The 21303-nt window shown below is 61.7% G+C and carries 20 protein-coding genes; 17 read left to right on the forward strand and 3 right to left on the reverse strand.

Features of this window, described 5'->3' with window-relative positions; all coding sequences use genetic code 11:
* The first annotated feature begins 44 nt into the window (after window positions 1-44).
* From ACRESH_RS05750 to ACRESH_RS05785, 8 genes are all read left to right on the forward strand, one after another.
* Window positions 45-1049 carry a diguanylate cyclase gene (locus tag ACRESH_RS05750; RefSeq protein WP_431741056.1) on the forward strand — a complete coding sequence of 335 codons (1005 nt, stop codon included), beginning with the start codon at window positions 45-47 and terminating at the stop codon, window positions 1047-1049.
* Window positions 1050-1204: 155 nt separating this feature from the next.
* Window positions 1205-2300, forward strand: a protein-coding gene (prfB, locus tag ACRESH_RS05755; RefSeq protein WP_431741057.1) for a peptide chain release factor 2 whose coding sequence is annotated in 2 segments (ribosomal slippage) — window positions 1205-1276 and window positions 1278-2300 — 1095 coding nt in all. Because the reading frame shifts where the segments join, the coding sequence is not laid out codon by codon here.
* Window positions 2301-2407: 107 nt separating this feature from the next.
* Window positions 2408-3910: a lysine--tRNA ligase gene (lysS, locus tag ACRESH_RS05760; protein ID WP_431741058.1), complete on the forward strand. Its 1503-nt coding sequence runs from the start codon at window positions 2408-2410 to the stop codon at window positions 3908-3910.
* 100 nt (window positions 3911-4010) lie between these two features.
* Complete coding sequence (locus tag ACRESH_RS05765) at window positions 4011-4715, forward strand: TetR/AcrR family transcriptional regulator (protein WP_431741059.1); 705 nt, start codon at window positions 4011-4013, stop codon at window positions 4713-4715.
* 28 nt (window positions 4716-4743) lie between these two features.
* Window positions 4744-5289: a hypothetical protein gene (locus ACRESH_RS05770; RefSeq protein ID WP_431741060.1), complete on the forward strand. Its 546-nt coding sequence runs from the start codon at window positions 4744-4746 to the stop codon at window positions 5287-5289.
* Between the two features lie 24 nt (window positions 5290-5313).
* The gene (locus ACRESH_RS05775) at window positions 5314-6591 is read left to right on the forward strand and encodes a flavohemoglobin expression-modulating QEGLA motif protein (RefSeq protein ID WP_431741061.1); all 1278 of its coding nucleotides are present in this window, start codon (window positions 5314-5316) and stop codon (window positions 6589-6591) included.
* Window positions 6563-7486, forward strand: coding sequence for an alpha/beta hydrolase (locus ACRESH_RS05780; protein WP_431741062.1), 924 nt, complete (start codon window positions 6563-6565; stop codon window positions 7484-7486). Before ACRESH_RS05775 ends, ACRESH_RS05780 begins: the two co-directional genes overlap by 29 nt.
* The gene (locus ACRESH_RS05785; protein ID WP_107026051.1) at window positions 7483-7812 is read left to right on the forward strand and encodes a hypothetical protein; all 330 of its coding nucleotides are present in this window, start codon (window positions 7483-7485) and stop codon (window positions 7810-7812) included. Before ACRESH_RS05780 ends, ACRESH_RS05785 begins: the two co-directional genes overlap by 4 nt.
* Window positions 7813-7823: 11 nt before the next feature.
* On the opposite strand, the gene ACRESH_RS05790 is transcribed toward ACRESH_RS05785, so the two are convergent.
* The gene (locus ACRESH_RS05790; RefSeq protein WP_431741063.1) at window positions 7824-8168 is read right to left on the reverse strand and encodes a pilin assembly protein; all 345 of its coding nucleotides are present in this window, start codon (window positions 8166-8168) and stop codon (window positions 7824-7826) included.
* A 135-nt stretch (window positions 8169-8303) separates the two neighbouring features.
* Between ACRESH_RS05790 and ppc the strand changes: the two genes are divergently transcribed.
* The 6 genes from ppc (at window position 8304) to ACRESH_RS05820 (ending at window position 14752) form a co-directional block, all read left to right on the forward strand.
* Window positions 8304-10931, forward strand: a complete 2628-nt coding sequence (ppc, locus tag ACRESH_RS05795) for a phosphoenolpyruvate carboxylase (protein WP_431741064.1) — start codon at window positions 8304-8306, stop codon at window positions 10929-10931.
* Window positions 10932-11184: 253 nt separating this feature from the next.
* The gene (adk, locus tag ACRESH_RS05800) at window positions 11185-11835 is read left to right on the forward strand and encodes an adenylate kinase (RefSeq protein WP_431741065.1); all 651 of its coding nucleotides are present in this window, start codon (window positions 11185-11187) and stop codon (window positions 11833-11835) included.
* Window positions 11836-11922: 87 nt separating this feature from the next.
* Window positions 11923-12597: a tRNA (adenosine(37)-N6)-threonylcarbamoyltransferase complex dimerization subunit type 1 TsaB gene (gene tsaB / locus ACRESH_RS05805; RefSeq protein WP_431741066.1), complete on the forward strand. Its 675-nt coding sequence runs from the start codon at window positions 11923-11925 to the stop codon at window positions 12595-12597.
* A gap of 130 nt (window positions 12598-12727) precedes the next feature.
* Window positions 12728-13015, forward strand: coding sequence for a hypothetical protein (locus tag ACRESH_RS05810; RefSeq protein WP_431741067.1), 288 nt, complete (start codon window positions 12728-12730; stop codon window positions 13013-13015).
* Between the two features lie 3 nt (window positions 13016-13018).
* Window positions 13019-13888, forward strand: a complete 870-nt coding sequence (locus ACRESH_RS05815; protein ID WP_431741068.1) for a DUF72 domain-containing protein — start codon at window positions 13019-13021, stop codon at window positions 13886-13888.
* Window positions 13889-13921: 33 nt separating this feature from the next.
* Window positions 13922-14752 (forward strand): isocitrate lyase/PEP mutase family protein, encoded by an 831-nt coding sequence (locus ACRESH_RS05820; protein WP_431741069.1) that lies wholly within the window; start codon window positions 13922-13924, stop codon window positions 14750-14752.
* 18 nt (window positions 14753-14770) lie between these two features.
* On the opposite strand, the gene ACRESH_RS05825 is transcribed toward ACRESH_RS05820, so the two are convergent.
* Complete coding sequence (locus tag ACRESH_RS05825; RefSeq protein ID WP_431741070.1) at window positions 14771-15391, reverse strand: energy transducer TonB; 621 nt, start codon at window positions 15389-15391, stop codon at window positions 14771-14773.
* A gap of 95 nt (window positions 15392-15486) precedes the next feature.
* Between ACRESH_RS05825 and ACRESH_RS05830 the strand changes: the two genes are divergently transcribed.
* A complete protein-coding gene (locus ACRESH_RS05830; RefSeq protein ID WP_431741071.1) occupies window positions 15487-16269 on the forward strand; it encodes a class I SAM-dependent methyltransferase in 783 nt (260 codons plus the stop codon).
* On the opposite strand, the gene ACRESH_RS05835 is transcribed toward ACRESH_RS05830, so the two are convergent.
* The gene (locus ACRESH_RS05835) at window positions 16270-16905 is read right to left on the reverse strand and encodes a TetR/AcrR family transcriptional regulator (protein ID WP_431741120.1); all 636 of its coding nucleotides are present in this window, start codon (window positions 16903-16905) and stop codon (window positions 16270-16272) included.
* Between the two features lie 193 nt (window positions 16906-17098).
* Between ACRESH_RS05835 and ACRESH_RS05840 the strand changes: the two genes are divergently transcribed.
* Both ACRESH_RS05840 and ACRESH_RS05845 read left to right on the forward strand, forming a co-directional pair.
* A complete protein-coding gene (locus ACRESH_RS05840; protein ID WP_431741072.1) occupies window positions 17099-18199 on the forward strand; it encodes an efflux RND transporter periplasmic adaptor subunit in 1101 nt (366 codons plus the stop codon).
* A gap of 6 nt (window positions 18200-18205) precedes the next feature.
* Window positions 18206-21274: an efflux RND transporter permease subunit gene (locus tag ACRESH_RS05845; protein ID WP_431741073.1), complete on the forward strand. Its 3069-nt coding sequence runs from the start codon at window positions 18206-18208 to the stop codon at window positions 21272-21274.
* Window positions 21275-21303: the final 29 nt, after the last annotated feature.

Consider the following 21303-nt stretch of genomic DNA (forward strand, 5'->3'; position numbering starts at 1 on the left):
TATTGTGCCACGCCGGCCATCCGGCAGTGACCAGGTGACAGCGCATGAATGATTTACCTCTCGACGGGTTCCCGACCACGAATGAAAATTCGGCAATGGTCCTGTTGGTCGACGATCAGGCAATGATCGGTGAGGCGGTGCGACGTGGCCTGGCTCACGAAGAGAACATCGACTTCCACTTCTGTGCCGACCCGCACCAGGCAGTGGCCCAGGCGGTGCGGATCAAACCGACGGTGATCCTCCAGGACCTTATCATGCCCGGGCTCGACGGCCTGAGCCTGGTGCGCGAGTACCGTAGCAACCCGGCGACCCAGGACATCCCGATCATCGTCCTGTCGACCAAGGAAGACCCGCTGGTCAAGAGTGCCGCCTTTGCTGCCGGAGCCAATGACTATCTGGTCAAACTGCCGGACAACATCGAGCTGGTGGCGCGCATTCGCTATCACTCGCGTTCCTACCTGACCCTGCTGCAGCGCGACGAGGCCTACCGTGCCTTGCGCGTCAGTCAGCAGCAGTTGCTCGACACCAATCTGGTACTGCAGCGCCTGATGAACTCCGACGGCCTGACTGGGCTGTCGAATCGCCGTCATTTCGATGAGCACCTGGAGCTTGAATGGCGCCGGGCGATGCGCGAGCAAGCCCAGCTTTCGCTGCTGATGATCGATGTCGACTATTTCAAGGCGTTCAACGATACCTTCGGTCACCTGGCCGGCGACGAGGCGTTGCGCAAAGTTGCCGAGACCATTCGCGGCTCTTGTGCCCGTCCCAGCGACCTGCCGGCCCGTTATGGCGGCGAAGAGTTTGTTCTGGTACTGCCGAATACCTCGCCGGGCGGGGCGCGCCTGGTGGCGGAAAAGCTGCGCCAGAGCGTGGCCGCGATGAACATCGCTCACAACATGCCCGGCGCCGACTCCTGCCTGACTGTCAGCATCGGTCTGGCGACCCTCACGCCGGCCATCGGCAGCCATTGCCGACAGCTGATCTCGGCGGCGGACAAAGGCTTGTACCTGGCGAAGAATAATGGGCGTAATCAGGTCGGGGTGGATTGACCACAGCAACAAGCTGCAAGCTTCAAACGGTAAGATAAAACCGCAGGCGGCTGGTATTTCGCCGGCCTCTTGTCGCTTGTAGCTTGCCGCTTTCGGCCGTAACTCAGCTATACTCCCCGGCTTTTCTACAGATTACGCACGAGAGCTGCCCGACCATGGAAATCAACCCGATCCTGAATACCATCAAGGACCTGACCGAGCGTTCCGAGTCAATTCGGGGGTATCTTTGACTACGATCAAAAGCATGAGCGCCTGATCGAAGTCAACCGCGAGCTTGAAGACCCAAGCGTCTGGAACAAGCCCGAGTACGCCCAGGAGTTGGGCCGCGAGCGATCTGCCCTGGCGCAGATCGTCGAGACCCTGGACGAGTTGTCCGGTGGCCTGGGCGATTGCCGCGACCTGCTCGACATGGCCGTCGAAGAAGACGATGAAAGCGCTGTCGGCGACGTGGTCGCCGAGCTGGAGCGTCTCAACGAAAACCTTGCCAAGCTCGAGTTCCGCCGCATGTTCAGCGGCGAAATGGACATGAACAACGCCTACCTGGATATCCAGGCCGGCTCCGGCGGTACCGAAGCCCAGGACTGGGCCAACATCCTCCTGCGCATGTACCTGCGCTGGGCCGACAAACGCGGTTTCGATGCGACCATCATGGAGCTGTCGGCCGGTGAAGTCGCCGGGATCAAGGGTGCCACCGTGCACATCAAGGGCGAGTACGTCTTTGGCTGGCTGCGTACCGAGATCGGCGTGCACCGCCTGGTGCGCAAGAGCCCGTTCGACTCCGGCAACCGTCGCCACACTTCGTTCTCGGCGGTGTTCGTGTCCCCCGAGATCGACGACAAGGTGGAAATCGAGATCAACCCGGCCGACCTGCGCATCGACACCTACCGCTCCTCGGGCGCCGGTGGGCAACACGTAAACACCACCGACTCGGCGGTGCGTATCACCCACGTACCAAGCAACACCGTGGTCAGCTGCCAGAACGAACGTTCCCAGCACGCCAACAAGGACACCGCGATGAAAATGCTGCGGGCCAAGTTGTACGAGCAGGAGATGCAAAAGCGCAACGCGGCTTCCCAGGCCCTGGAAGACAGCAAGTCGGATATCGGCTGGGGTCACCAGATCCGTTCGTACGTGCTCGACGCTTCGCGGATCAAGGACCTGCGCACCAACATCGAGCGCAGCGACTGCGACAAGGTGCTCGACGGCGATATCGACGAATACCTGGAAGCCAGCCTCAAGCAGGGGCTGTAACGCGACACCGATGCCGCGGGTCAGCGCGCTCCTGTTGGAGCGGGCTTGCCCCGCGATCCCTTGCCCAAGGCAAGGGACAATGAACCCCTGATGGAAAATGTGACGACATGAGCGACCTACAACTCGACCCGCAAGACCTGCAACAGGAAGAAAACACCCTGATCGCCCTGCGCAAGGAAAAGCTTGCCGCCGAGCGCGTGAAGGGCAACGCCTTCCCCAACGACTTCCGCCGTGACAGCTACTGCAACGACCTGCAGAAACAGTATGTCGACAAGACCAAGGAAGAGCTGGAAGCTGCAGCGATTCCGGTCAAGGTTGCCGGCCGCATCATGCTCAACCGTGGCTCGTTCATGGTGATTCAGGACATGACCGGGCGCATCCAGGTCTACGTCAACCGCAAGACCCTGGCGGAAGAAACCCTGGCTGCGGTCAAGACCTGGGACCTGGGCGACATCATCGCCGCCGAAGGCACCCTGGCGCGTTCCGGCAAGGGCGACCTGTACGTCGAAATGACCAGCGTGCGCCTGCTGACCAAGTCGCTGCGCCCGCTGCCCGACAAACACCACGGCCTGACCGACACTGAGCAGCGCTATCGCCAGCGTTACGTCGACCTGATGGTCAACGAAGAAGTACGCGACACCTTCCGTGTGCGCTCCCAGGTCATCAACCATATTCGCAACTTCCTGATCAAGCGTGACTTCCTCGAAGTGGAAACGCCGATGCTGCAGACCATCCCCGGTGGTGCCGCAGCCAAGCCGTTCGAAACCCACCACAACGCTCTGGACATGGCGATGTTCCTGCGGATCGCGCCGGAGCTGTATCTCAAACGTCTGGTGGTCGGTGGCTTCGAGAAAGTCTTCGAGATCAACCGCAACTTCCGTAACGAAGGCGTTTCGACCCGGCACAACCCCGAGTTCACCATGCTCGAGTTCTACCAGGCCTACGCTGACTACGAAGACAACATGGACCTGACCGAAGAACTGTTCCGCGAGCTGGCGCAGCTGGTCCTGGGCAGCACCGACGTACCGTATGGCGACAAGGTGTTCCACTTCGGCGAGCCGTTCGTACGCCTGTCGGTGTTCGACTCGATCCTCAAGTACAACCCAGAGCTGACCGCTGACGACCTGAACGACATCGACAAGGCGCGCGCCATTGCCAAGAAAGTCGGTGCCAAGGTCCTCGGCTTCGAGGGTCTGGGCAAGCTGCAGGTGATGATTTTCGAAGAGTTGGTCGAGCATAAGCTGGAACAGCCGCACTTCATCACCCAGTACCCGTTCGAGGTCTCGCCGCTGGCCCGTCGCAACGACGAGAACCCGAACGTCACCGACCGCTTCGAGCTGTTTATCGGTGGCCGCGAGATCGCCAACGCCTACTCCGAGCTCAATGACGCGGAAGACCAGGCCGAGCGTTTCATGGCCCAGGTGGCTGACAAGGACGCTGGCGACGACGAAGCCATGCACTACGACGCTGACTTCGTCCGCGCGCTGGAATACGGCATGCCGCCAACCGCGGGTGAAGGTATCGGCATCGACCGTCTGGTGATGCTGCTGACCAACTCACCTTCGATTCGCGATGTGATCCTGTTCCCGCACATGCGTCCACAGGCCTGAGTGTTCTGAACAAGCCGCCTTCCGGGGCGGCTTTTTCATGCCTGTAGAAAATTCATCCATCGGATCCAACTCATGGGGTAGATCAGCAGTGACTCCTGCAATGGCTCAACAAGGTGCCGCTGGCGTTGCCACGACGGTCGCCGAAAGTGTTCAGTACCAAGGCCGCAAGGCCAGTCGCCAGGGCAGCGAGCAGCGCCGCCAGGACATTCTCGATGCCGCCATGCGCATTGTTGTTCGCGAGGGTGTGCGTGGTGTGCGTCACCGCGCGGTGGCGGCCGAGGCCGGGGTGCCGCTGTCGGCGACCACTTACTACTTCAAGGACATCGAAGACCTGCTCAGCGATACCTTCGCCCAGCATGTGGAGCGCAGTGCGGCCTACATGGCCAAGCTGTGGGAGCACACCGAGGTGCTGCTGCGCCAGCTGCTGTCTCAGGGTGATCAAAGCCCGCAGTGCCGGGCCCTTCTGGCCGATGAAGTGGCGAAGATGACGGCCGACTACGTGCAGCGTCAGTTGCACAACCGTCGTGACTTCCTTATGGCTGAGCAAGCCTTCCGCCAGGAGGCGTTGCTGTGTTCGCGTCTGGCCGAACTGGTCAAGCTGCACGAGCAGATTCTGCTGCGTGGCGCCTGCCAGATGCTTCAGGTCGTGGGCTCGCGTCAGCCACAGCAGGATGCGCTGGTGTTGACGGCGATTATCGAGCAGATGGAATATCAGGGCCTGCTCGACGGCTCACACGCCGATGCGCAAGCGCAGATGCTCGCTATCCTTACCCGGTACCTGCATCTGGTACTGGCCGCGGTGTGAGACGCGACCCTATTTCAAGGAGAACCTGATGAAAGCCAGAAATCTGCTGTTGGCGCTGTCGTTCTTGCTGCTTGGCGGTTGTCTGGTGACCTTCAACGAGCCGATCCCGGCCAATGAGGCGGCCCCCAAGGTCCTGCTCGGCAAATGGACCAGCAAGGACGCCTGGGGCGAACCGCTGACCCTGCAGATCAGCCGCAGCGGTGGCGACGCCTACAAGGCGGTGGCCATCGGTAAGGACAAGAAGCGTGAAGAGTATGCCTTTACCGTGTCCAGACACGGCAACCGCTGGTACCTCTCGGCCGGCGTTCCCAAGCGCCTGGGCGGCAACTTCCTGATCGGCGGCTTCGACGTTATCGACGGCAAGGAACTGGTGGTCTACAACCTCGACGTCGAACAGGTCAACCAGGCTGTGAAGAACAAAGAGCTCAGCGGTCGTACCTATGAGGTGCCGGAGGACAACGGCGAAGGTGTGCTGATCGACAGTCCGGCCGAGCGCGTCCTGGCCTATCTGGACGACCCGGCCAACTCCGACCTGTTCGTCGAAGTGGCGCGGTTCCAGCGGGCTGGCAAGTAATAGAGTCAATTCAAGGAGTGTAGGGTGGACGAGTACCAGCAGACGATACGTGCCCTGTCTGATCGCATTGTCCTGGCACAAACGCCCATTCGCGTGCTAGACGCGGTGAAGTGGGACGACAACATCCGCCAGGGCTTCCTCAAGACCAAGGGCAAGGAACCGCCGGCGGTCGACCGCGCCTATTACCAGAGCCGGCCGTTGTCGTTCGACTCGGCTGCGGTGAAGCTTGAGTTCCAGAACATCGAGCGCGACATCACCCGTCAGTTGGGCCAGTTCAACCCGGTCGGACAGATCATGCGGCGCATGTGCAAGGAATACCGCATGGTGGTGCGTATGCTTGAAGCGCGCGGCACCGAGGATTTCGGCCTGATCTCCCAGGAGTTGTATGGCGCGGCCTCCGATGCCTTCCATGCGGGTGATCCGACCCTGTCCGATCTTGGCCTGATGCTTTCCGACTACCTGAACAACATCGACGGCCGTGGCGACCTCAAGGACGAACCGAAGAACCTCACTGCCAAACAGGCTGTAGAGATGCTCCAGGGCCGCTTGAACAAGGTATTCAACGAAGCCGAGGATACAATTCGGGTATTCGAGTCCGATGGTATCGTCGCCGATGCCGCCGCAGGGGCCGACTACATCAAGATACGCGCCGATGCCATGTTCAACAGCCGCGATGTGCGCGCGCTGGAGGTGCATGAGGGACTGGTGCATGTCGGCACTACCCTCAACGGCCTGAACCAGCCGATCTGCACTTTCCTGGCCAAGGGCCCGCCTTCGTCGACTGTGACTCAGGAGGGCCTGGCGATTCTCATGGAGGTCATCGCCTTTGCGTCCTATCCGAGTCGCCTGCGCAAGTTGACCAACCGCACCCGGGCTATCCACATGGTCGAAGAGGGCGCCGACTTCATGCAGATCTACGAGTTTTTCCGCGCCCAGGGCTTCGGCATGCCGGAAAGCTACGGCAATGCCAGTCGGGTGTTCCGCGGTTCGGTGCCCAATGGTTTGCCATTTACCAAGGACTTGTCCTACCTCAAGGGCTTCATCATGGTTTACAACTATATTCAGTTGGCCGTGCGCAAGGGCAAGCTTGAACAGATCCCCTTGCTGTTCTGCGGCAAGACCACCCTTGAGGATATGCGCACCTTGCGCCAACTGGTCGATGAAGGCCTGGTGGAGCCACCCAAGTATCTGCCGGAGCAGTTTCGCGACCTCAACGCGCTGTCGGCCTGGATGTGTTTCTCCAACTTCCTCAACCACCTGAGCCTGGACCGGATTGAAGCCGATTATTCGAATATTCTCTGAAGCAGGGTGCAGGTTTTTCGGCCTGCTGCTGGTGCTGTTGAGTCTGGGTGGCTGCAGTTCGCTGTTGTTCTATCCCGAGCCCGGCCAGCCGTTCACCCCGCAGAAGGCCAAGCTTGAATATCGTGACGTAACCCTCACTGCGGCGGATGGCACGCGCCTGCACGGCTGGTGGCTGCCGGCCAAACCGGGCGTGGATGTCAAGGGCACGGTGCTGCACCTGCATGGCAACGGTGGCAACCTGGCCTGGCATCTTGGCGGTAGTTGGTGGCTGCCGGAGCAGGGCTATCAGGTGCTGTTGCTGGATTACCGGGGCTATGGGCTGTCCCAGGGCAAGCCGCAGTTGCCGGAGGTTTACCTGGATATTGCCGCGGCACTGGCGTGGCTGGACCAGGCGCCTGAAGTGCAGGGCAAGCCGCAAGTGCTGCTCGGGCAGAGCCTGGGGGGCGCCATGGCCATTCATTACCTGGCCCAGCGCCCTGAGCAGGCCAAGCGTTTCAAGGCCATGGTGTTTGATGGCGTACCGGCCAGCTACCGCCAGGTCGGGCGCTTTGCCCTGAGCAACTCGTGGATGACCTGGCCATTCCAGGTGCCGCTGTCGTGGCTGGTGCCCGATGGCGACAGCGCGATTCACTCGATTACTCAGCTCAAGACAACGCCGAAGCTGTTTTTCCACAGCATCGACGACCCTATCGTGCCGCTGGCCAACGGTATCCAGCTGTACCAGGCGGCGCCGCCTCCGCGGGTGCTGCAACTGACCCGCGGTGGCCATGTGCAGACTTTTGCCGAGCGCACCTGGCGCCAGGTGATGCTGCGTTTTCTCGATGACCCGGAACATTTCAATGGACTGCGGCGTTTGGCCGAGGTCGCCAATTACCCTGACGAGACGTCACAATGAGTGAAGAACGTAACGCTATTCCCCTGATCATCACCGGTGTCTGCAGCATCATCGGTACGGTTGGTGCCTTGTGGTACTACGGTTATCTGCACTTCGCCAAGCCGGAGGATGCGCTGTTGTTGTCGGATTTCACCATGCTCAAGACGGTGCCGGGAGAGGATTACAAGATTTCGCTGAAGCCGGCGAACCAGGTGGCCCAATGCGTCGATGGCGTGCTGGTGCTGTTCGACACCTCGCAGAAAGGCCTGACCGGGGTGCTGGTGGACAGCAAGAAGCAGGCGGTTCGCTGCCTGGGGCAGGAGACGCCGCAGCAGGTTCAGGAATAACCTCATCGCGATCAGTGGGTTGATTCGTCCTTATGACTGCTCATGTCCTGCAGGTAGCGACGTGACAGGGCAAGGAAGCGCGGGGTCGGACCGATGTCCTCGTAGAGTGGGTCGCCTTCTTCATCAATGGCAACCACCTGCTGGCCCTGGATGTAGGGAAAGCTCGCTTCCAGTTCTTCAAGGGCTGCTCCCAGCAGCTCGCCGAGCAGTTCTTCGGGGCGGCGCTTGGGGTACATTTCGGCCAGGGCGGCCAGACGCGCCGCCGACTCTACATCCAGATGCAGGACGTGGCCGGTGGGGCTGAGGCGGCCTTTGGCGTTCTGTTCCCAGTGCTGGGCAAGCTCACGAATTTTCATGATGACCTCATCAATCCTCAGGGATCTGATTTCAGCGTAGTCACTGTGCAGCCTTTGGTCTGCCTTGAAAGCATGACCGGTACTGGGGCACTCTGGGGCCAGAACGGTTTTCCAGGAATGCCGGAGACAAGGCAGATGACTGATATCGATGTGCGCTTGCGTGAAGATGTGCATGTGTTGGGCGAGTTGTTGGGGGACACCATTCGTGAGCAGTACGGCGAAGCGTTCCTGCAGAAAATCGAGGACATTCGGCGCAGCGCCAAGGCCGATCGCAGTGGGGGAGCCGAGCAGTTGAGTTCGACCCTCAACGATCTGGCCGAAGATGAGCTGCTGCCAGTGGCGCGGGCGTTCAACCAGTTTCTCAACCTGGCCAACATTGCCGAGCAGTATCAGTTGATTCGCCGCCGCGACGCAGGTCAGGCCGAGCCCTTCGAAGCCCGAGTGTTGCCCGAACTCCTGGCGCGGCTCAAGGCCGCCGGGCACAGTGACGATGCGCTGGCGCGTCAACTCGGCAAGCTCAACATCGAGCTGGTGCTGACCGCCCATCCCACCGAAGTGGCCCGCCGTACGCTGATCCAGAAGTACGATGCCATCGCTGCGCAATTGGCTGCTCAAGATCATCGCGACCTGATTCCCGCCGAACGCGTGCAGGTTCGTGAGCGCCTGCAGCGGCTGATCGCCGAAGCCTGGCACACCGAGGAAATTCGCCGTACCCGGCCAACCCCGGTGGACGAGGCCAAGTGGGGCTTTGCAGTGATCGAGCATTCGCTCTGGCACGCCATTCCTCATCATCTGCGCAAAGTCGACAAGGCACTGCATGCGGCCACCGGCTTGCACTTGCCACTGGAAGCCGCGCCCATCCGATTTGCTTCCTGGATGGGCGGTGATCGTGACGGCAACCCCAATGTCACTGCCCCGGTAACCCGCGAAGTGCTGTTGCTGGCGCGCTGGATGGCCGCTGACTTGTTTCTGCGTGATATCGATGCTCTGGCCGCCGAGTTGTCCATGCAGCAGGCCACTGAGGCGCTGAGGGCCAAGGTGGGCGACTCTGCCGAGCCTTACCGCGCGCTGCTCAAGCAACTGCGTGAGCGTTTGCGGGAAACCCGCGCCTGGGCGCAAAGCGCCTTGAAATCAGCGCAGACCCCTTCGCCTTTGGTGTTGCAGCACAACCATGACCTGTTCGAGCCCCTGCACCTGTGTTTCGAGTCGCTGCATGCTTGTGGCATGGGGGTGATCGCCAATGGTCCGTTGCTCGACTGCCTGCGCCGGGCAGTGACCTTTGGTCTGTTTCTGGTGCGTCTGGACGTGCGTCAGGACGCCGCCCGGCACACCGCAGCGCTCAGTGAGATCACCGAGTACCTGGGGCTGGGGCGTTACGCTGACTGGGACGAAGACGCGCGTATCGCCTTCCTTGTGCAGGAACTCAACAACCGTCGCCCGCTGCTGCCGGGTTACTTCAAGCCACAGGCTGATACCGCCGAGGTGCTCGCCACCTGTCGCGAGATCGCCGCTGCACCTGCCGCGTCCCTGGGCTCTTATGTGATTTCCATGGCCGGTGCCGCTTCCGATGTGCTGGCTGTACAGCTGCTGCTCAAGGAGTCCGGTGTACTGCGCCCCATGCGCGTGGTGCCGCTGTTTGAAACCCTCGCAGATCTTGATAACGCCGGCCCGGTAATGGAGCGCCTGCTTGGTTTGCCGGGCTACCGCAGCGCCCTGCATGGCCCCCAAGAGGTGATGATTGGCTACTCCGATTCGGCCAAGGACGCTGGCACCACGGCGGCCGCCTGGGCCCAGTACCGGGCCCAGGAGACGCTGGTGCGGATCTGTCGTGAGCAGCAGGTCGAGCTGTTGCTGTTTCATGGTCGCGGCGGCACCGTTGGGCGTGGCGGCGGCCCGGCCCACGCGGCGATCCTGTCGCAACCACCGGGATCGGTCGCTGGACGTTTCCGTACCACTGAACAGGGTGAGATGATCCGCTTCAAGTTCGGTCTGCCGGACATCGCCGAACAGAACCTGAACCTGTACCTGGCAGCCGTACTCGAAGCGACCTTGTTGCCGCCACCGCCGCCGCAGCCTGGCTGGCGCGCATTGATGGACGAGTTGGCTGCCGACGGGGTCAAGGCCTACCGTGGCGTGGTGCGCGACAATCCTGAGTTCGTCGAGTACTTCCGCCAGTCCACTCCGGAACAGGAACTGGGGCGTTTGCCCCTGGGCAGCCGTCCGGCCAAGCGCGGTACCGGTGGTATCGAAAGCCTGCGGGCGATACCGTGGATCTTCGGCTGGACCCAGACCCGCCTGATGCTCCCGGCCTGGCTGGGCTGGGAAGCGGCGCTGAGCAACGCCTTGAGCCGCGGGGAGGGCGAGCTGCTGGCCGAGATGCGCGAGCAATGGCCATTCTTTCGCACCCGCATCGACATGCTGGAGATGGTCCTGGCCAAGGCCGATGCTGAAATCGCCCGCTCCTACGACGAACGTCTGGTGCAACCACAACTGCGACCTTTGGGTGCACATTTGCGCGACCTATTGTCGCAGGCGTGCCAAGTGGTGCTGGGCCTGACGGGGCAGCCGGTGCTACTGGCACACAGCCCTGAGACCCTGGAATTCATCCGTCTGCGCAACACCTACCTCGACCCGCTACATCTATTGCAGGCCGAGTTACTGGCGCGTTCACGCAAGCGTCAAGCCGCTCTGGACAGCCCGCTGGAGCAGGCTCTGCTGGTCACTGTGGCGGGCATCGCGGCAGGCTTGCGCAATACCGGTTGAGTTAAAGCACTACGATGCCAATCGTCTCAAAAGGGCGGGGAGAATGCTTGCAAAGCAATAGGTTGCGCTCAGCGCAACCTGTGCTTTGCAACGCTGGTGTGTGTGGTTTTTTCCGACTTTCGAGCGCTTGTGTGGCTTGCAGGCGCTGTGTATCTTGAGCAGCCTTTTGACCGATTTGTGGTCATGACCCAATTCCGGACTTGGCCCTCTGCGCCGACTCCATTGATTTGCTTACAAAAATGAGGAGCACAATATGCGCGTGATTCTGCTGGGAGCTCCCGGGGCCGGTAAAGGTACTCAGGCAAAGTTCATCACCGAAAAATTCGCCATTCCACAGATCTCCACCGGTGACATGCTGCGCGCCGCTGTCAAGGCCGGCACTGCGCTGGGTCTGGAAGCCAAGGCGATCATGGACGCTGGCAAGCTGGTTTCCGACGAGCTGATCATCAACCTGGTCAAGGACCGCATCGCTCAGCCTGACTGCGCGAACGGCTTCCTGTTCGACGGTTTCCCGCGCACCATTCCCCAGGCTGAAGCCCTAGTGACTGCCGGTGTCGAGCTGGATGCCGTGGTTGAAATCGCCGTCGCTGACGAAGAAATCGTTCAGCGTATTGCCGGTCGCCGCGTTCACGAAGGTTCGGGCCGTGTTTACCACGTGGTTTACAACCCGCCGAAAGTGGAAGGTCAGGACGACGAAACCGGCGAGCCGCTGGTGCAGCGTAAAGACGACACCGAAGAAACCGTGCGTCATCGTCTGGCGGTCTACCACGAGCAGACCAAGCCGCTGGTAAACTTCTACCAGCAGCTGTCGGCTGCCAATGGTGGCAAACCGAAGTACGCCCATATCGAAGGTGTGGGTTCGGTTGACGCGATCACTGCCAAGGTACTGGCCACGCTCGGCTGATCTGTGCTCGCTGGTGCAGACAACGGCCCGCTTGCGGGCCGTTGTTGTTTATAATACCGCTCTTTTTTCTCTCGCCTGGATACACCGATGACCACCTTGCTGGCCCTGGATACCGCCACTGAAGCCTGCTCCGTTGCCTTGCTGCATGACGGCAAGGTTACCAGCCATTACGAGGTGATCCCGCGCCTGCACGCGCAGAAGCTGCTGCCAATGATCCAGCAGTTGCTGGCCGATGCCGGCACCACCCTGGCGGCGGTCGATGCCATTGCCTTCGGTCGTGGGCCGGGCGCCTTCACTGGCGTGCGCATTGCCATCGGCGTGGTTCAAGGCCTGGCCTTTGCCCTGGAGCGTCCGGTGCTGCCGGTGTCCAATCTGGCGGTGCTGGCCCAGCGCGCTTTGCGCGAGCAGGGTGTGAGTCAGGTTGCGGCGGCCATCGATGCGCGCATGGACGAGGTGTATTGGGGTTGTTATCAGGAGGTCGACGGAGAAATGCGTCTGCTGGGCAGCGAAGCGGTATTGCCACCCGAGCGCGCTGTTCTGCCTGCGGGGGCCACTGGTGAGTGGTTTGGCGCTGGTACCGGCTGGGGCTACGCCGAGCGTATACCGGTGACTCTGAGCGGCCAGGATGCCGGTCTCTTGCCGCATGCCCAGGACCTGCTGACCCTGGCCACCTATGCCTGGCAGCGAGGTGAGGCCATCGCCGCCGACCAAGCCCAGCCGGTATACCTGCGCGACAATGTGGCGACCCCCAAAGCGCGTTGAGTGCTGTTCGTCGGCTATTCCCAGGCCACATAAAACCTTTTGCCCGAACTGTGGTCCAGTTATCAGTCGGGCATTAGCGCAGGCATACTGATGCTGCTAAATTGCCATCATTGCTCCTGAGAAGATCGCCATGCGTATCGACGGTTTTTCCTCACAGTCCTATCCGATCAAACGGGCCCCGCGCAGAGCGCCGGTTCGCAGCGATGATGTGGACGAGGATCTGCCTGGCGAGTTCGAGGTGCAGCCCCAGGCCAGCACCGGCCAGGCGCGTACCGGTGGGCTGCCTGCGCGTCAGCAGGACATGATCTTTCCCCGGGCTCGCAATAAGCGCACCGCTCAGGCCCTGACCAGCTACCTGACCACCGCAGGTTTCGTTGACTGGGAGATGGAAGTGCTGGGGTTGGACCTGTACATTTGACGGATGAGTCTGTCCACGCTTCCCTATTTTCTCGGTTGTCCTTCCTGGAGTGAAAACGCCTGGCGCGAGTACCTCTACCCGGCAGACGCTAAAACCGGCGAGTTTCTCGGTCTCTACAGCCAGGTCTTCAATGCGGTAGAAGGCAACACCACCTTTTATGCCCGGCCGGCCCCGGCGACCATCGAACGCTGGGCTCAGGTCATGCCCGCGCACTTTCGTTTCACTGCCAAGTTTCCCGGCGACATCAGCCACGGCGGTGACTTGCGCGAGCAGTTGGTTGCGGCGCAGACCTTCATTGAACTGCTCAAGCCACTCGGCGCACGGGTTGCACCCTACTGGCTGCAATTGCCGGCGACGTTTGGTCCGGCACGGATCGGCGAGCTGGTTGCTTTTCTAGACGAGATCGACGTGCCTGTCGCCGTGGAGGTGCGCAATCGCGCGTTCTTCGCCAAGGGCGATGAAGAACGCTTGCTCAATCGCTTGCTGCAGGGGCGCGGTGTCGAGCGCATCTGCCTGGACCCGCGGGCCCTGTTCAGTTGTACCTCGCGCGATCCGGGCGTGCTCCATGCCCAGTCGAAAAAGCCGCGGGTGCCGCCGCGCCCGGCCGCCTTCAGCCAGCATCCGCAGGTGCGCTTCATTGGCCACCCGCAACTGGCGGCCAATGAACCGTTTCTACTGCCCTGGCTGGACAAGGTTGCGGCCTGGATCGAGGAAGGGCGCAGCCCCTATGTTTTCCTGCATACTGCCGATAATCGCCTGGCCGCTGCCCTGGCGCAGCGTTTTCATCGGGGTCTGATGGAGCGCTTGCCCGGGTTGCCGGCTTTGCCTGAATTGGACAGGGCGCCTGAGGCCGAACAACTCGGCCTGCTCTGAGCGCGTCCTGCCGCCTGCCCGGGAGCCGTGACCATGGATGTACAAACCCTGCGTGCCGAAGCCTTCAAAGCCCTGCATGAGCGCGATGGCGCGTTCGTCATTCCCAACCCTTGGGATGCCGGCTCCGCCAAGTTGCTGGCCAGCCTGGGCTTCGAGGCGCTGGCCACCACCAGTGCTGGCCTGGCATTCTCTCTGGGACGTGCGGATGCCGAAGGCGCGATGAGCCTGGAAGAAACCCTGGGCAATGCTCGCGCTATTGTCGATGCCACGGCGTTGCCGGTAGCGGCGGATCTGGAAAATTGTTTCAGCGATGGCCCCAAAGGTTGCGCCGAAGCCATTTTGCAGGCGGCACAAGCAGGACTGGTGGGTGGCTCCATCGAGGATGCCAGTGGCAATGCAGAGGAGCCGATCTACAGCTTCCACCATGCAGTCGAGCGGGTCGAAGCAGCGGTGGCTGCTGCCCGTAGTCTGGACTTTCCCTTCATGCTCTGTGCCCGCGCCGAAAACCTGCTGCATGGGCGCATGGATCTGGACGATACCATCGCTCGCCTGCAGGCCTTTGCCGAAGCCGGGGCGGATGTCCTGTATGCCCCGGGATTGCGCACGGCAGATGAAATTCGTGCAGTGGTCCAGGCCGTCGCCCCCAAACCCGTGAACGTGCTGATGGGCATGAGCGGCGTGCAATTGGGCGTCAACCAGTTGCAGGACCTGGGCGTACGGCGCATCAGTGTCGGCTCGTCGCTGGCGCGTGCAGCCTATGGCGCGTTTTACCGTGGCGCCGAAGAAATCCTGCGTCAGGGCACTTTCACCTATGGCGAACAGGCAATGTCTTTTGATCAGTTGAACCGGCTGTTCCGGCGTTGACCTGGCCTGTCGCTGAGGTCAGGCAGCGATGCGCACGTTGTTCAGCACTACCGGGCGGGCCCAGCGGGTGTCGAAGTCGAGGGCCGATTGCTGGGCCACCAGGGTCGGTTCGTCGAAAGGTTCAGGCGCCTTGTCCAATAGCTCCATCTCGAATTCGGCGATTGGCAGGTACAGTGCTTTTGGCGCCGGCCCTGGTCTTGGTTCAGGATGCGGATGGCCCTGGCTCATGACCACTGGGCGAACCCAGGTATTGCTGATGTCCAGCTGACGTTGCTGTTCGATCAGTTCGACTGCGCTGAAGGGCGGGGCGAGCTTTTCCAACAGTCCTGGTTCGAACTCGGCAATTGGCAGGAACAAGGGTTTGGGCGGGGCGAGCTCGGTGTCCTGGACATTGCACAGGCGTTGCGTATGGATCTGCGCCAGGACCTGGCCGCCACCCAGGGGTTCACCAGTGGCCTTGTCGAAGCGTTCGGCCGCGACGCTTTGTGGTTGAGCACCTTCAGCCTGCTGCTCGGCCAGGGCACGGGCAAAAAAATCCTGCCACAGGTGGCTGACGCCGCCCAGTGCCTGGGTATTGTGCCGGCCAAAATCGCCAACGGGCGATAAGTAACCTGAGCTGAGCTGAAGAATGTCGGTCATGGCAGTCGCGGGCCGTGAAGGTCTGGCAAAATAGCGAATACTTCGTATATCGGCCGTGGCCGACGATCATTTAATTTTTTTGAGTACAGGATTTGATGGTGGAGCAACTGGTGGACGGCGGTATCCGGGTCGAGGCACTGACAGCCGATTATCAGGCCATGGCCCAAGAGTGGGCACAGCGCCTGGACCTGCCGCTGGCGGACGACAACGCCGCTTTCGCCGTGCAGGTTGGCGCCAGTGGCCTGCAGATCCAGCAGCTCGGCCCGCAGGCACCAGGTCCGGTGCGCGTCGACTTTGTCGAGGGCGCGGCGGCGCACCGGCGGGTGTTCGGTGGCGGTAGCGGGCAGATGATTGCCAAGGCCGTGGGTATTGCTCAGGGCGTGCGACCGCAGGTGCTCGATGCCACGGCGGGGCTCGGCAAGGATGCCTTCGTATTGGCGAGTCTGGGCTGCCAGATGACCCTGATCGAGCGCCAGCCACTGGTTGCCGCGCTGCTCGAAGATGGTCTGGCCCGGGCCGCCGGTGACGCCGAGGTCGGCCCCATCGTAGCGCGCATGCAGTTGCTCAGCGGCAACGCGATCGAACGCATGCGCAACTGGCAGGGGGATCCGCCACAGGTGATCTATCTTGACCCGATGTTCCCGCACCGGGACAAGAGCGCCCTGGTGAAAAAGGAAATGCGCGTGTTCCGCCCCTTGGTCGGCGATGACCTGGATGCGCCAGCGTTGCTCGAAGCTGCCCTGGCCCTGGCCAGTCACCGGGTAGTGGTCAAGCGCCCGCGCAAGGCGCCGATCATCGATGGGCCGAAGCCGAGCCACAGCCTGGAAGGCAAGTCGAGCCGCTACGACATCTACCCGAAAAAAGCCCTCAAGGCCTGATCAAGGGCGATAAGCGCGCAGGAACATGCTCACCACTTCTTGCACGTGGGCCTGGGCGGCCTCAGCGTCCAGGGGAGGGGCATAGCCGAGCAGCAGGCGATAGTTCGGCGCGCCCTTGAGCAGGCAGAAGAAGTGTTCCGCCGCCTTGTCCGGATGTTCGATACGCAGCAGGCCGCGCTGGTTGACACGCTGCAGCAGCGCCTCCATCTCGCGCAGGACCCGCAACGGGCCGGCTTCGAAGAAAATCTGGCTAAGCTTGGGGTCCTGGGTGCCCAGGGTCATGATCAGCCGGGTCAGTTGCACTGACTGCTCGCTGCTGATCAGCGCCTGGAAACCACAGCCGATATTGAGCAGCACCTGCTCCAGCGGCACGCCGTCGGGCAGCTCGAAGATCAGCTCCGGCAACTGCGCTGTGCAGGTGGCGGAGATCGCCGCGGTGAACAGCGTCTCCTTGTCATTGAAGTGGCTGTAGACCGTCAATTTTGAAACACCTGCCGCTGTCGCGACCGCATCCATGCTAGTGCTGGCATAGCCAAGGGTAAGAAACAGCTGCTTGGCCGCCTCGAGAATGGCCTGGCGTTTTGCCAGGTCCTTGGGGCGGCCGGGGCCGACAGGAGCGGTGAGATCGTTGGGCATGAGTGACTTGTACAGATTCCAGTAAGTGGACATGGTACATCGCCAGCCCGACCCGGGCAGGCAGATATCGTCATAACGAATGTCTGTTAATGCGTTTTTTCTCTTGGGCTGACGCTTCCCCGGTGGGGCTCCCTGATTTAATATACTCGCCAGTATAAATATTCAAAGCGTTACTCGCGAAAGGTCATTCATCATGTTGCGTCATGCCTTGCCCCTCGCTCTGCCTGTCGGCCTTGTCTTGCTGCTCACTGCTTGCGGGCAGCAGAGTGCACCGCAGACTTCCCTGCGCCCCGCCATGGTGGTGCAGCCGCAACCGGCCAGCGCCGCTGCCGACAGCTACCCGGGCGAGGTGCGTGCGCGTTTCGAACCGGAGTTGGCGTTCCGCATCGGCGGCAAGGTCAGTAAACGCCTGGTGGAGGAAGGGCAGCGGGTCAAGGCCGAGCAGTCGTTGGCCGAGCTCGACCCGCAGGATGTGCGCCTGCAACTGGAGGCCAGCCGCGCCCAACTGGCCGCCGCCGAAGCCAACCTGAACCTGGTCAAGGCCGAGCGTGACCGCTACAAGACTTTGCTTGAGCGGCAGATGGTCAGCCGTTCCCAGTACGACAATGCTGAAAACCTCTATCGCGCCGGTCTTGCCCGGCTCAAGCAGGTACGCGCCGAGTTTGACGTAGCCGGAAACCAGGCTGAATACGCAGTGCTGCGCGCCTCGCAGGACGGGGTGATCGCCAAGCGCCAGGTCGAGGTGGGCCAAGTGGTTTCCGCCGGCCAGACCGTATTCACCCTGGCCACCGATGGCGAACGCGAGGTGCTGATCGGCCTGCCGGAGCAGCATTTCGGTCGTTTCAAGGTCGGCCAGCCGGTGTCGGTCGAGCTGTGGTCGCAACCGGATCAACGCTTCAACGGCCGTATTCGTGAACTGTCACCGTCGGCCGATCCACGCTCGCGGACCTTCGCCGCGCGTATCGCCTTTAGCGCTGGCAAGGTACCGGCGGAGCTTGGCCAGAGCGCCCGGGTATTCATTCAGCATGCTGAACAGGTACCCCTGGCGGTGCCGCTGTCGGCGCTGACCGCCGAGGACGGCCAGACCTACGTCTGGCGCGTGGATGCCAACAACACCCTCAAGCGTGTTCCGGTGCGCGTGGGAGCCTATGGCGAAAGCAGTGTCCCGGTGCTCGAAGGCCTCAACGCTTCTGACTGGGTGGTAGCGTCCGGCGTGCATGTGCTCCAGGAGGGGCAACAGGTGCGACCGGTGGATCGTTCCAATCGTGTGGTGAATCTGGCGGCCAAGGAGTAAGTCCCGATGGGTTTCAACCTTTCCGCCTGGGCCCTGCGCAATCGGCAGATCGTGCTGTTCCTGATGATATTGCTGGCTGTGGTCGGCGCGTTGTCCTACACCAAGTTGGGGCAGAGCGAAGACCCGCCCTTCACCTTCAAGGCCATGGTGATTCGTACCATCTGGCCGGGAGCCAGTGCCGAGGAGGTCTCGCGCCAGGTCACCGAACGCATCGAAAAGAAGCTGATGGAGACTGGTGAGTACGAGAAGATCGTTTCGTTCTCCCGCCCGGGTGAGTCGCAGGTCACCTTCATGGCACGCGACTCGATGCACTCGGCCGATATCCCCGAACTGTGGTACCAGATCCGCAAGAAAGTCGCCGATATCCGGCACACCCTGCCGCCCGGTATCCAGGGTCCGTTCTTCAATGACGAGTTTGGCACGACCTTCGGCAACATTTACGCATTGACCGGTGAAGGGTTCGACTATGCCGTGCTCAAGGACTACGCCGACCGCGTGCAGATCCAGCTGCAGCGGGTCAAGGACGTGGGCAAGGTCGAGCTGCTCGGGCTGCAGGACGAAAAGATCTGGATCGAGCTGTCCAACCTCAAGCTGGCCACCCTCGGGTTACCGCTGGCCGCCGTGCAGCAGGCCCTGGAGGAACAGAACGCAGTCAGCACTGCGGGTTTCTTCGAAACCCCCAGCGAGCGCTTGCAACTACGGGTAAGCGGGCGCTTCGATACGGTCGAGCAGATCGAGCAGTTCCCGATCCGCGTCGGCGACCGCACTTTCCGTATAGGTGATGTGGCTCAGGTGCGCCGCGGCTTTAACGATCCACCCGCACCGCGTATGCGTTTCATGGGCCAGGACGCCCTTGGTCTTGCCGTTTCGATGAAACCCGGTGGCGACATCCTGGTGCTGGGCAAGGCCCTGGAGGCGGAATTCGCGCGCATTGCCAATAATCTTCCGGCCGGCATGGAGTTGCGCAAGGTATCCGATCAGCCCGCAGCGGTGAAGACTGGGGTCGGTGAGTTCGTCCAGGTGCTGGTCGAAGCCTTGGCGATTGTGTTGCTGGTGAGTTTCTTCTCACTCGGTATGCGTACCGGCCTGGTGGTGGCCCTGGCCATTCCACTGGTGCTGGCGATGACCTTCGCCACCATGTATTACCTTGGCATCGGTCTGCACAAGATCTCCCTGGGGGCGCTGGTACTGGCCCTGGGGTTGCTGGTGGATGACGCGATCATTGCTGTCGAGATGATGGCGATCAAGATGGAGCAGGGCTTCGACCGCATCAAGGCCGCGAGCTACGCCTGGACCAGCACGGCGTTCCCGATGCTCACCGGGACCCTGATCACAGCAGCGGGCTTTTTGCCGATCGCCACGGCCCAGTCCAGCACTGGTGAGTACACCCGTTCGATCTTCCAGGTGGTGACCATCGCGCTGATTGCTTCGTGGATTGCCGCTGTGGTGTTTGTACCGTATCTGGGCCAGCGCCTGCTGCCGGACCTGGCCAAGCTGCATGCGGCCAAGCACGGCACTGCCGAAGGCGGCCCTGATCCCTACGGTACGCCGTTCTACCAGCGTGTGCGGCGTCTGGTCGGGTGGTGCGTGGAACAGCGCAAGACCGTGATCGTGGCGACCATCGCGCTGTTCATCGGCAGCATCCTGTTGTTCCGCTTCGTGCCCCAGCAGTTCTTCCCGGCTTCCGGGCGCCTGGAGTTGATGGTCGACTTGAAACTGGCCGAAGGCGCGTCGCTGAGCAACACGGCCGAGCAGGTCAAGCGCCTGGAGGCAATGCTCAAGGAACGTGCAGGTATTGATAACTATGTGGCCTATGTCGGCACTGGTTCGCCGCGCTTCTACCTGCCGCTGGACCAGCAACTGCCGGCGGCCAGCTTTGCCCAGTTCGTGGTGCTGGCAAACACCATCGAAGAGCGTGAAGTGCTGCGAAGCTGGCTGATCGCCACCCTCGATGAGCAGTTCCCTGATCTGCGCTCGCGGGTCACCCGCCTGGAGAACGGCCCGCCTGTGGGCTATCCGGTGCAGTTCCGGGTCACCGGTGAGCACATCGAGCAAGTGCGTGCCCTGGCGCGCAAGGTGGCGGCCAAGGTGCGCGAGAACCCCCATGTGGTCAACGTGCACCTGGACTGGGAGGAACCGAGCAAGGTGGTCTACCTCAACATCGACCAGGACCGCGCCCGTGCCCTTGGGGTGAGCACGGCCAACCTTGCCAGGTTCCTGCAGAGCTCGCTGACCGGCTCCTCTGTCAGCCAGTTCCGTGAAGACAACGAACTGATCGAGATCCTGCTGCGCGGTACCCAACAGGAACGCACCGAGCTTGCCAACCTGCCAAGCCTGGCGGTGCCGACCGACAATGGTCGCAGTGTGGCCCTGTCGCAGGTGGCTACGCTTGAGTACGGCTTCGAGGAAGGCATCATCTGGCACCGCAACCGTTTGCCGAACGTTACGGTGCGTGCCGATATCTATGGCAAAGAGCAGCCGGTAACCCTGGTTAAGCAGATCCTGCCAACCCTGGATTCGGTGCGCGCTGAGCTACCGGATGGCTATCTGCTGGAAGTCGGTGGCACGGTGGAAGATTCCACCCGTGGGCAGAAGTCGGTGAACGCCGGTGTACCGTTGTTCATCGTCGTCGTGTTGACCTTGCTGATGCTGCAACTGCGCAGCTTCTCGCGCACGGTGATGGTGTTTCTCACCGCACCGCTGGGGTTGATCGGGGTGACCCTGTTCCTGCTGGTGTTCCGACAGCCATTCGGCTTTGTGGCCATGCTCGGGACTATCGCGCTGTCGGGGATGATCATGCGTAACTCGGTGATCCTGGTCGATCAGATCGAGCAGGACATTGCTGCCGGGCTGGACCGTTGGCAGGCGATTATCGAGGCGACGGTACGGCGCTTCCGCCCCATCGTGCTGACCGCGCTGGCCGCGGTGTTGGCGATGATTCCGCTGTCGCGCAGCGTGTTCTTCGGGCCGATGGCGGTGGCGATCATGGGCGGGCTGATTGTGGCGACGGCGTTGACGCTGTTGTTCTTGCCGGCGCTGTATGCGGCGTGGTTCAGGGTTAGAAAGAGCAGTTGAAAGCTGCAAGCGGCAAGCTGCAAGAGGTG

Origin of the sequence: Pseudomonas sp. (assembly GCF_050739775.1) — a bacterium.
Taxonomy (GTDB): domain Bacteria; phylum Pseudomonadota; class Gammaproteobacteria; order Pseudomonadales; family Pseudomonadaceae; genus Aquipseudomonas.

Excerpts from the sequence above, each read along its gene's own strand:
- ACRESH_RS05750 (WP_431741056.1), top strand. The coding sequence starts at position 45 with ATGAATGATTTACCTCTCGACGGGTTCCCGACCACGAATGAAAATTCG.
- lysS (WP_431741058.1), top strand. The coding sequence starts at position 2,408 with ATGAGCGACCTACAACTCGACCCGCAAGACCTGCAACAGGAAGAAAAC.
- ACRESH_RS05765 (WP_431741059.1), top strand. The coding sequence starts at position 4,011 with ATGGCTCAACAAGGTGCCGCTGGCGTTGCCACGACGGTCGCCGAAAGT.
- ACRESH_RS05770 (WP_431741060.1), top strand. The coding sequence starts at position 4,744 with ATGAAAGCCAGAAATCTGCTGTTGGCGCTGTCGTTCTTGCTGCTTGGC.
- ACRESH_RS05785 (WP_107026051.1), top strand. The coding sequence starts at position 7,483 with ATGAGTGAAGAACGTAACGCTATTCCCCTGATCATCACCGGTGTCTGC.
- ACRESH_RS05790 (WP_431741063.1), bottom strand. The coding sequence starts at position 8,168 with ATGAAAATTCGTGAGCTTGCCCAGCACTGGGAACAGAACGCCAAAGGC.
- ppc (WP_431741064.1), top strand. The coding sequence starts at position 8,304 with ATGACTGATATCGATGTGCGCTTGCGTGAAGATGTGCATGTGTTGGGC.
- adk (WP_431741065.1), top strand. The coding sequence starts at position 11,185 with ATGCGCGTGATTCTGCTGGGAGCTCCCGGGGCCGGTAAAGGTACTCAG.
- tsaB (WP_431741066.1), top strand. The coding sequence starts at position 11,923 with ATGACCACCTTGCTGGCCCTGGATACCGCCACTGAAGCCTGCTCCGTT.
- ACRESH_RS05810 (WP_431741067.1), top strand. The coding sequence starts at position 12,728 with ATGCGTATCGACGGTTTTTCCTCACAGTCCTATCCGATCAAACGGGCC.
- ACRESH_RS05815 (WP_431741068.1), top strand. The coding sequence starts at position 13,019 with ATGAGTCTGTCCACGCTTCCCTATTTTCTCGGTTGTCCTTCCTGGAGT.
- ACRESH_RS05820 (WP_431741069.1), top strand. The coding sequence starts at position 13,922 with ATGGATGTACAAACCCTGCGTGCCGAAGCCTTCAAAGCCCTGCATGAG.
- ACRESH_RS05825 (WP_431741070.1), bottom strand. The coding sequence starts at position 15,391 with ATGACCGACATTCTTCAGCTCAGCTCAGGTTACTTATCGCCCGTTGGC.
- ACRESH_RS05830 (WP_431741071.1), top strand. The coding sequence starts at position 15,487 with ATGGTGGAGCAACTGGTGGACGGCGGTATCCGGGTCGAGGCACTGACA.
- ACRESH_RS05835 (WP_431741120.1), bottom strand. The coding sequence starts at position 16,905 with ATGCCCAACGATCTCACCGCTCCTGTCGGCCCCGGCCGCCCCAAGGAC.
- ACRESH_RS05840 (WP_431741072.1), top strand. The coding sequence starts at position 17,099 with ATGTTGCGTCATGCCTTGCCCCTCGCTCTGCCTGTCGGCCTTGTCTTG.
- ACRESH_RS05845 (WP_431741073.1), top strand. The coding sequence starts at position 18,206 with ATGGGTTTCAACCTTTCCGCCTGGGCCCTGCGCAATCGGCAGATCGTG.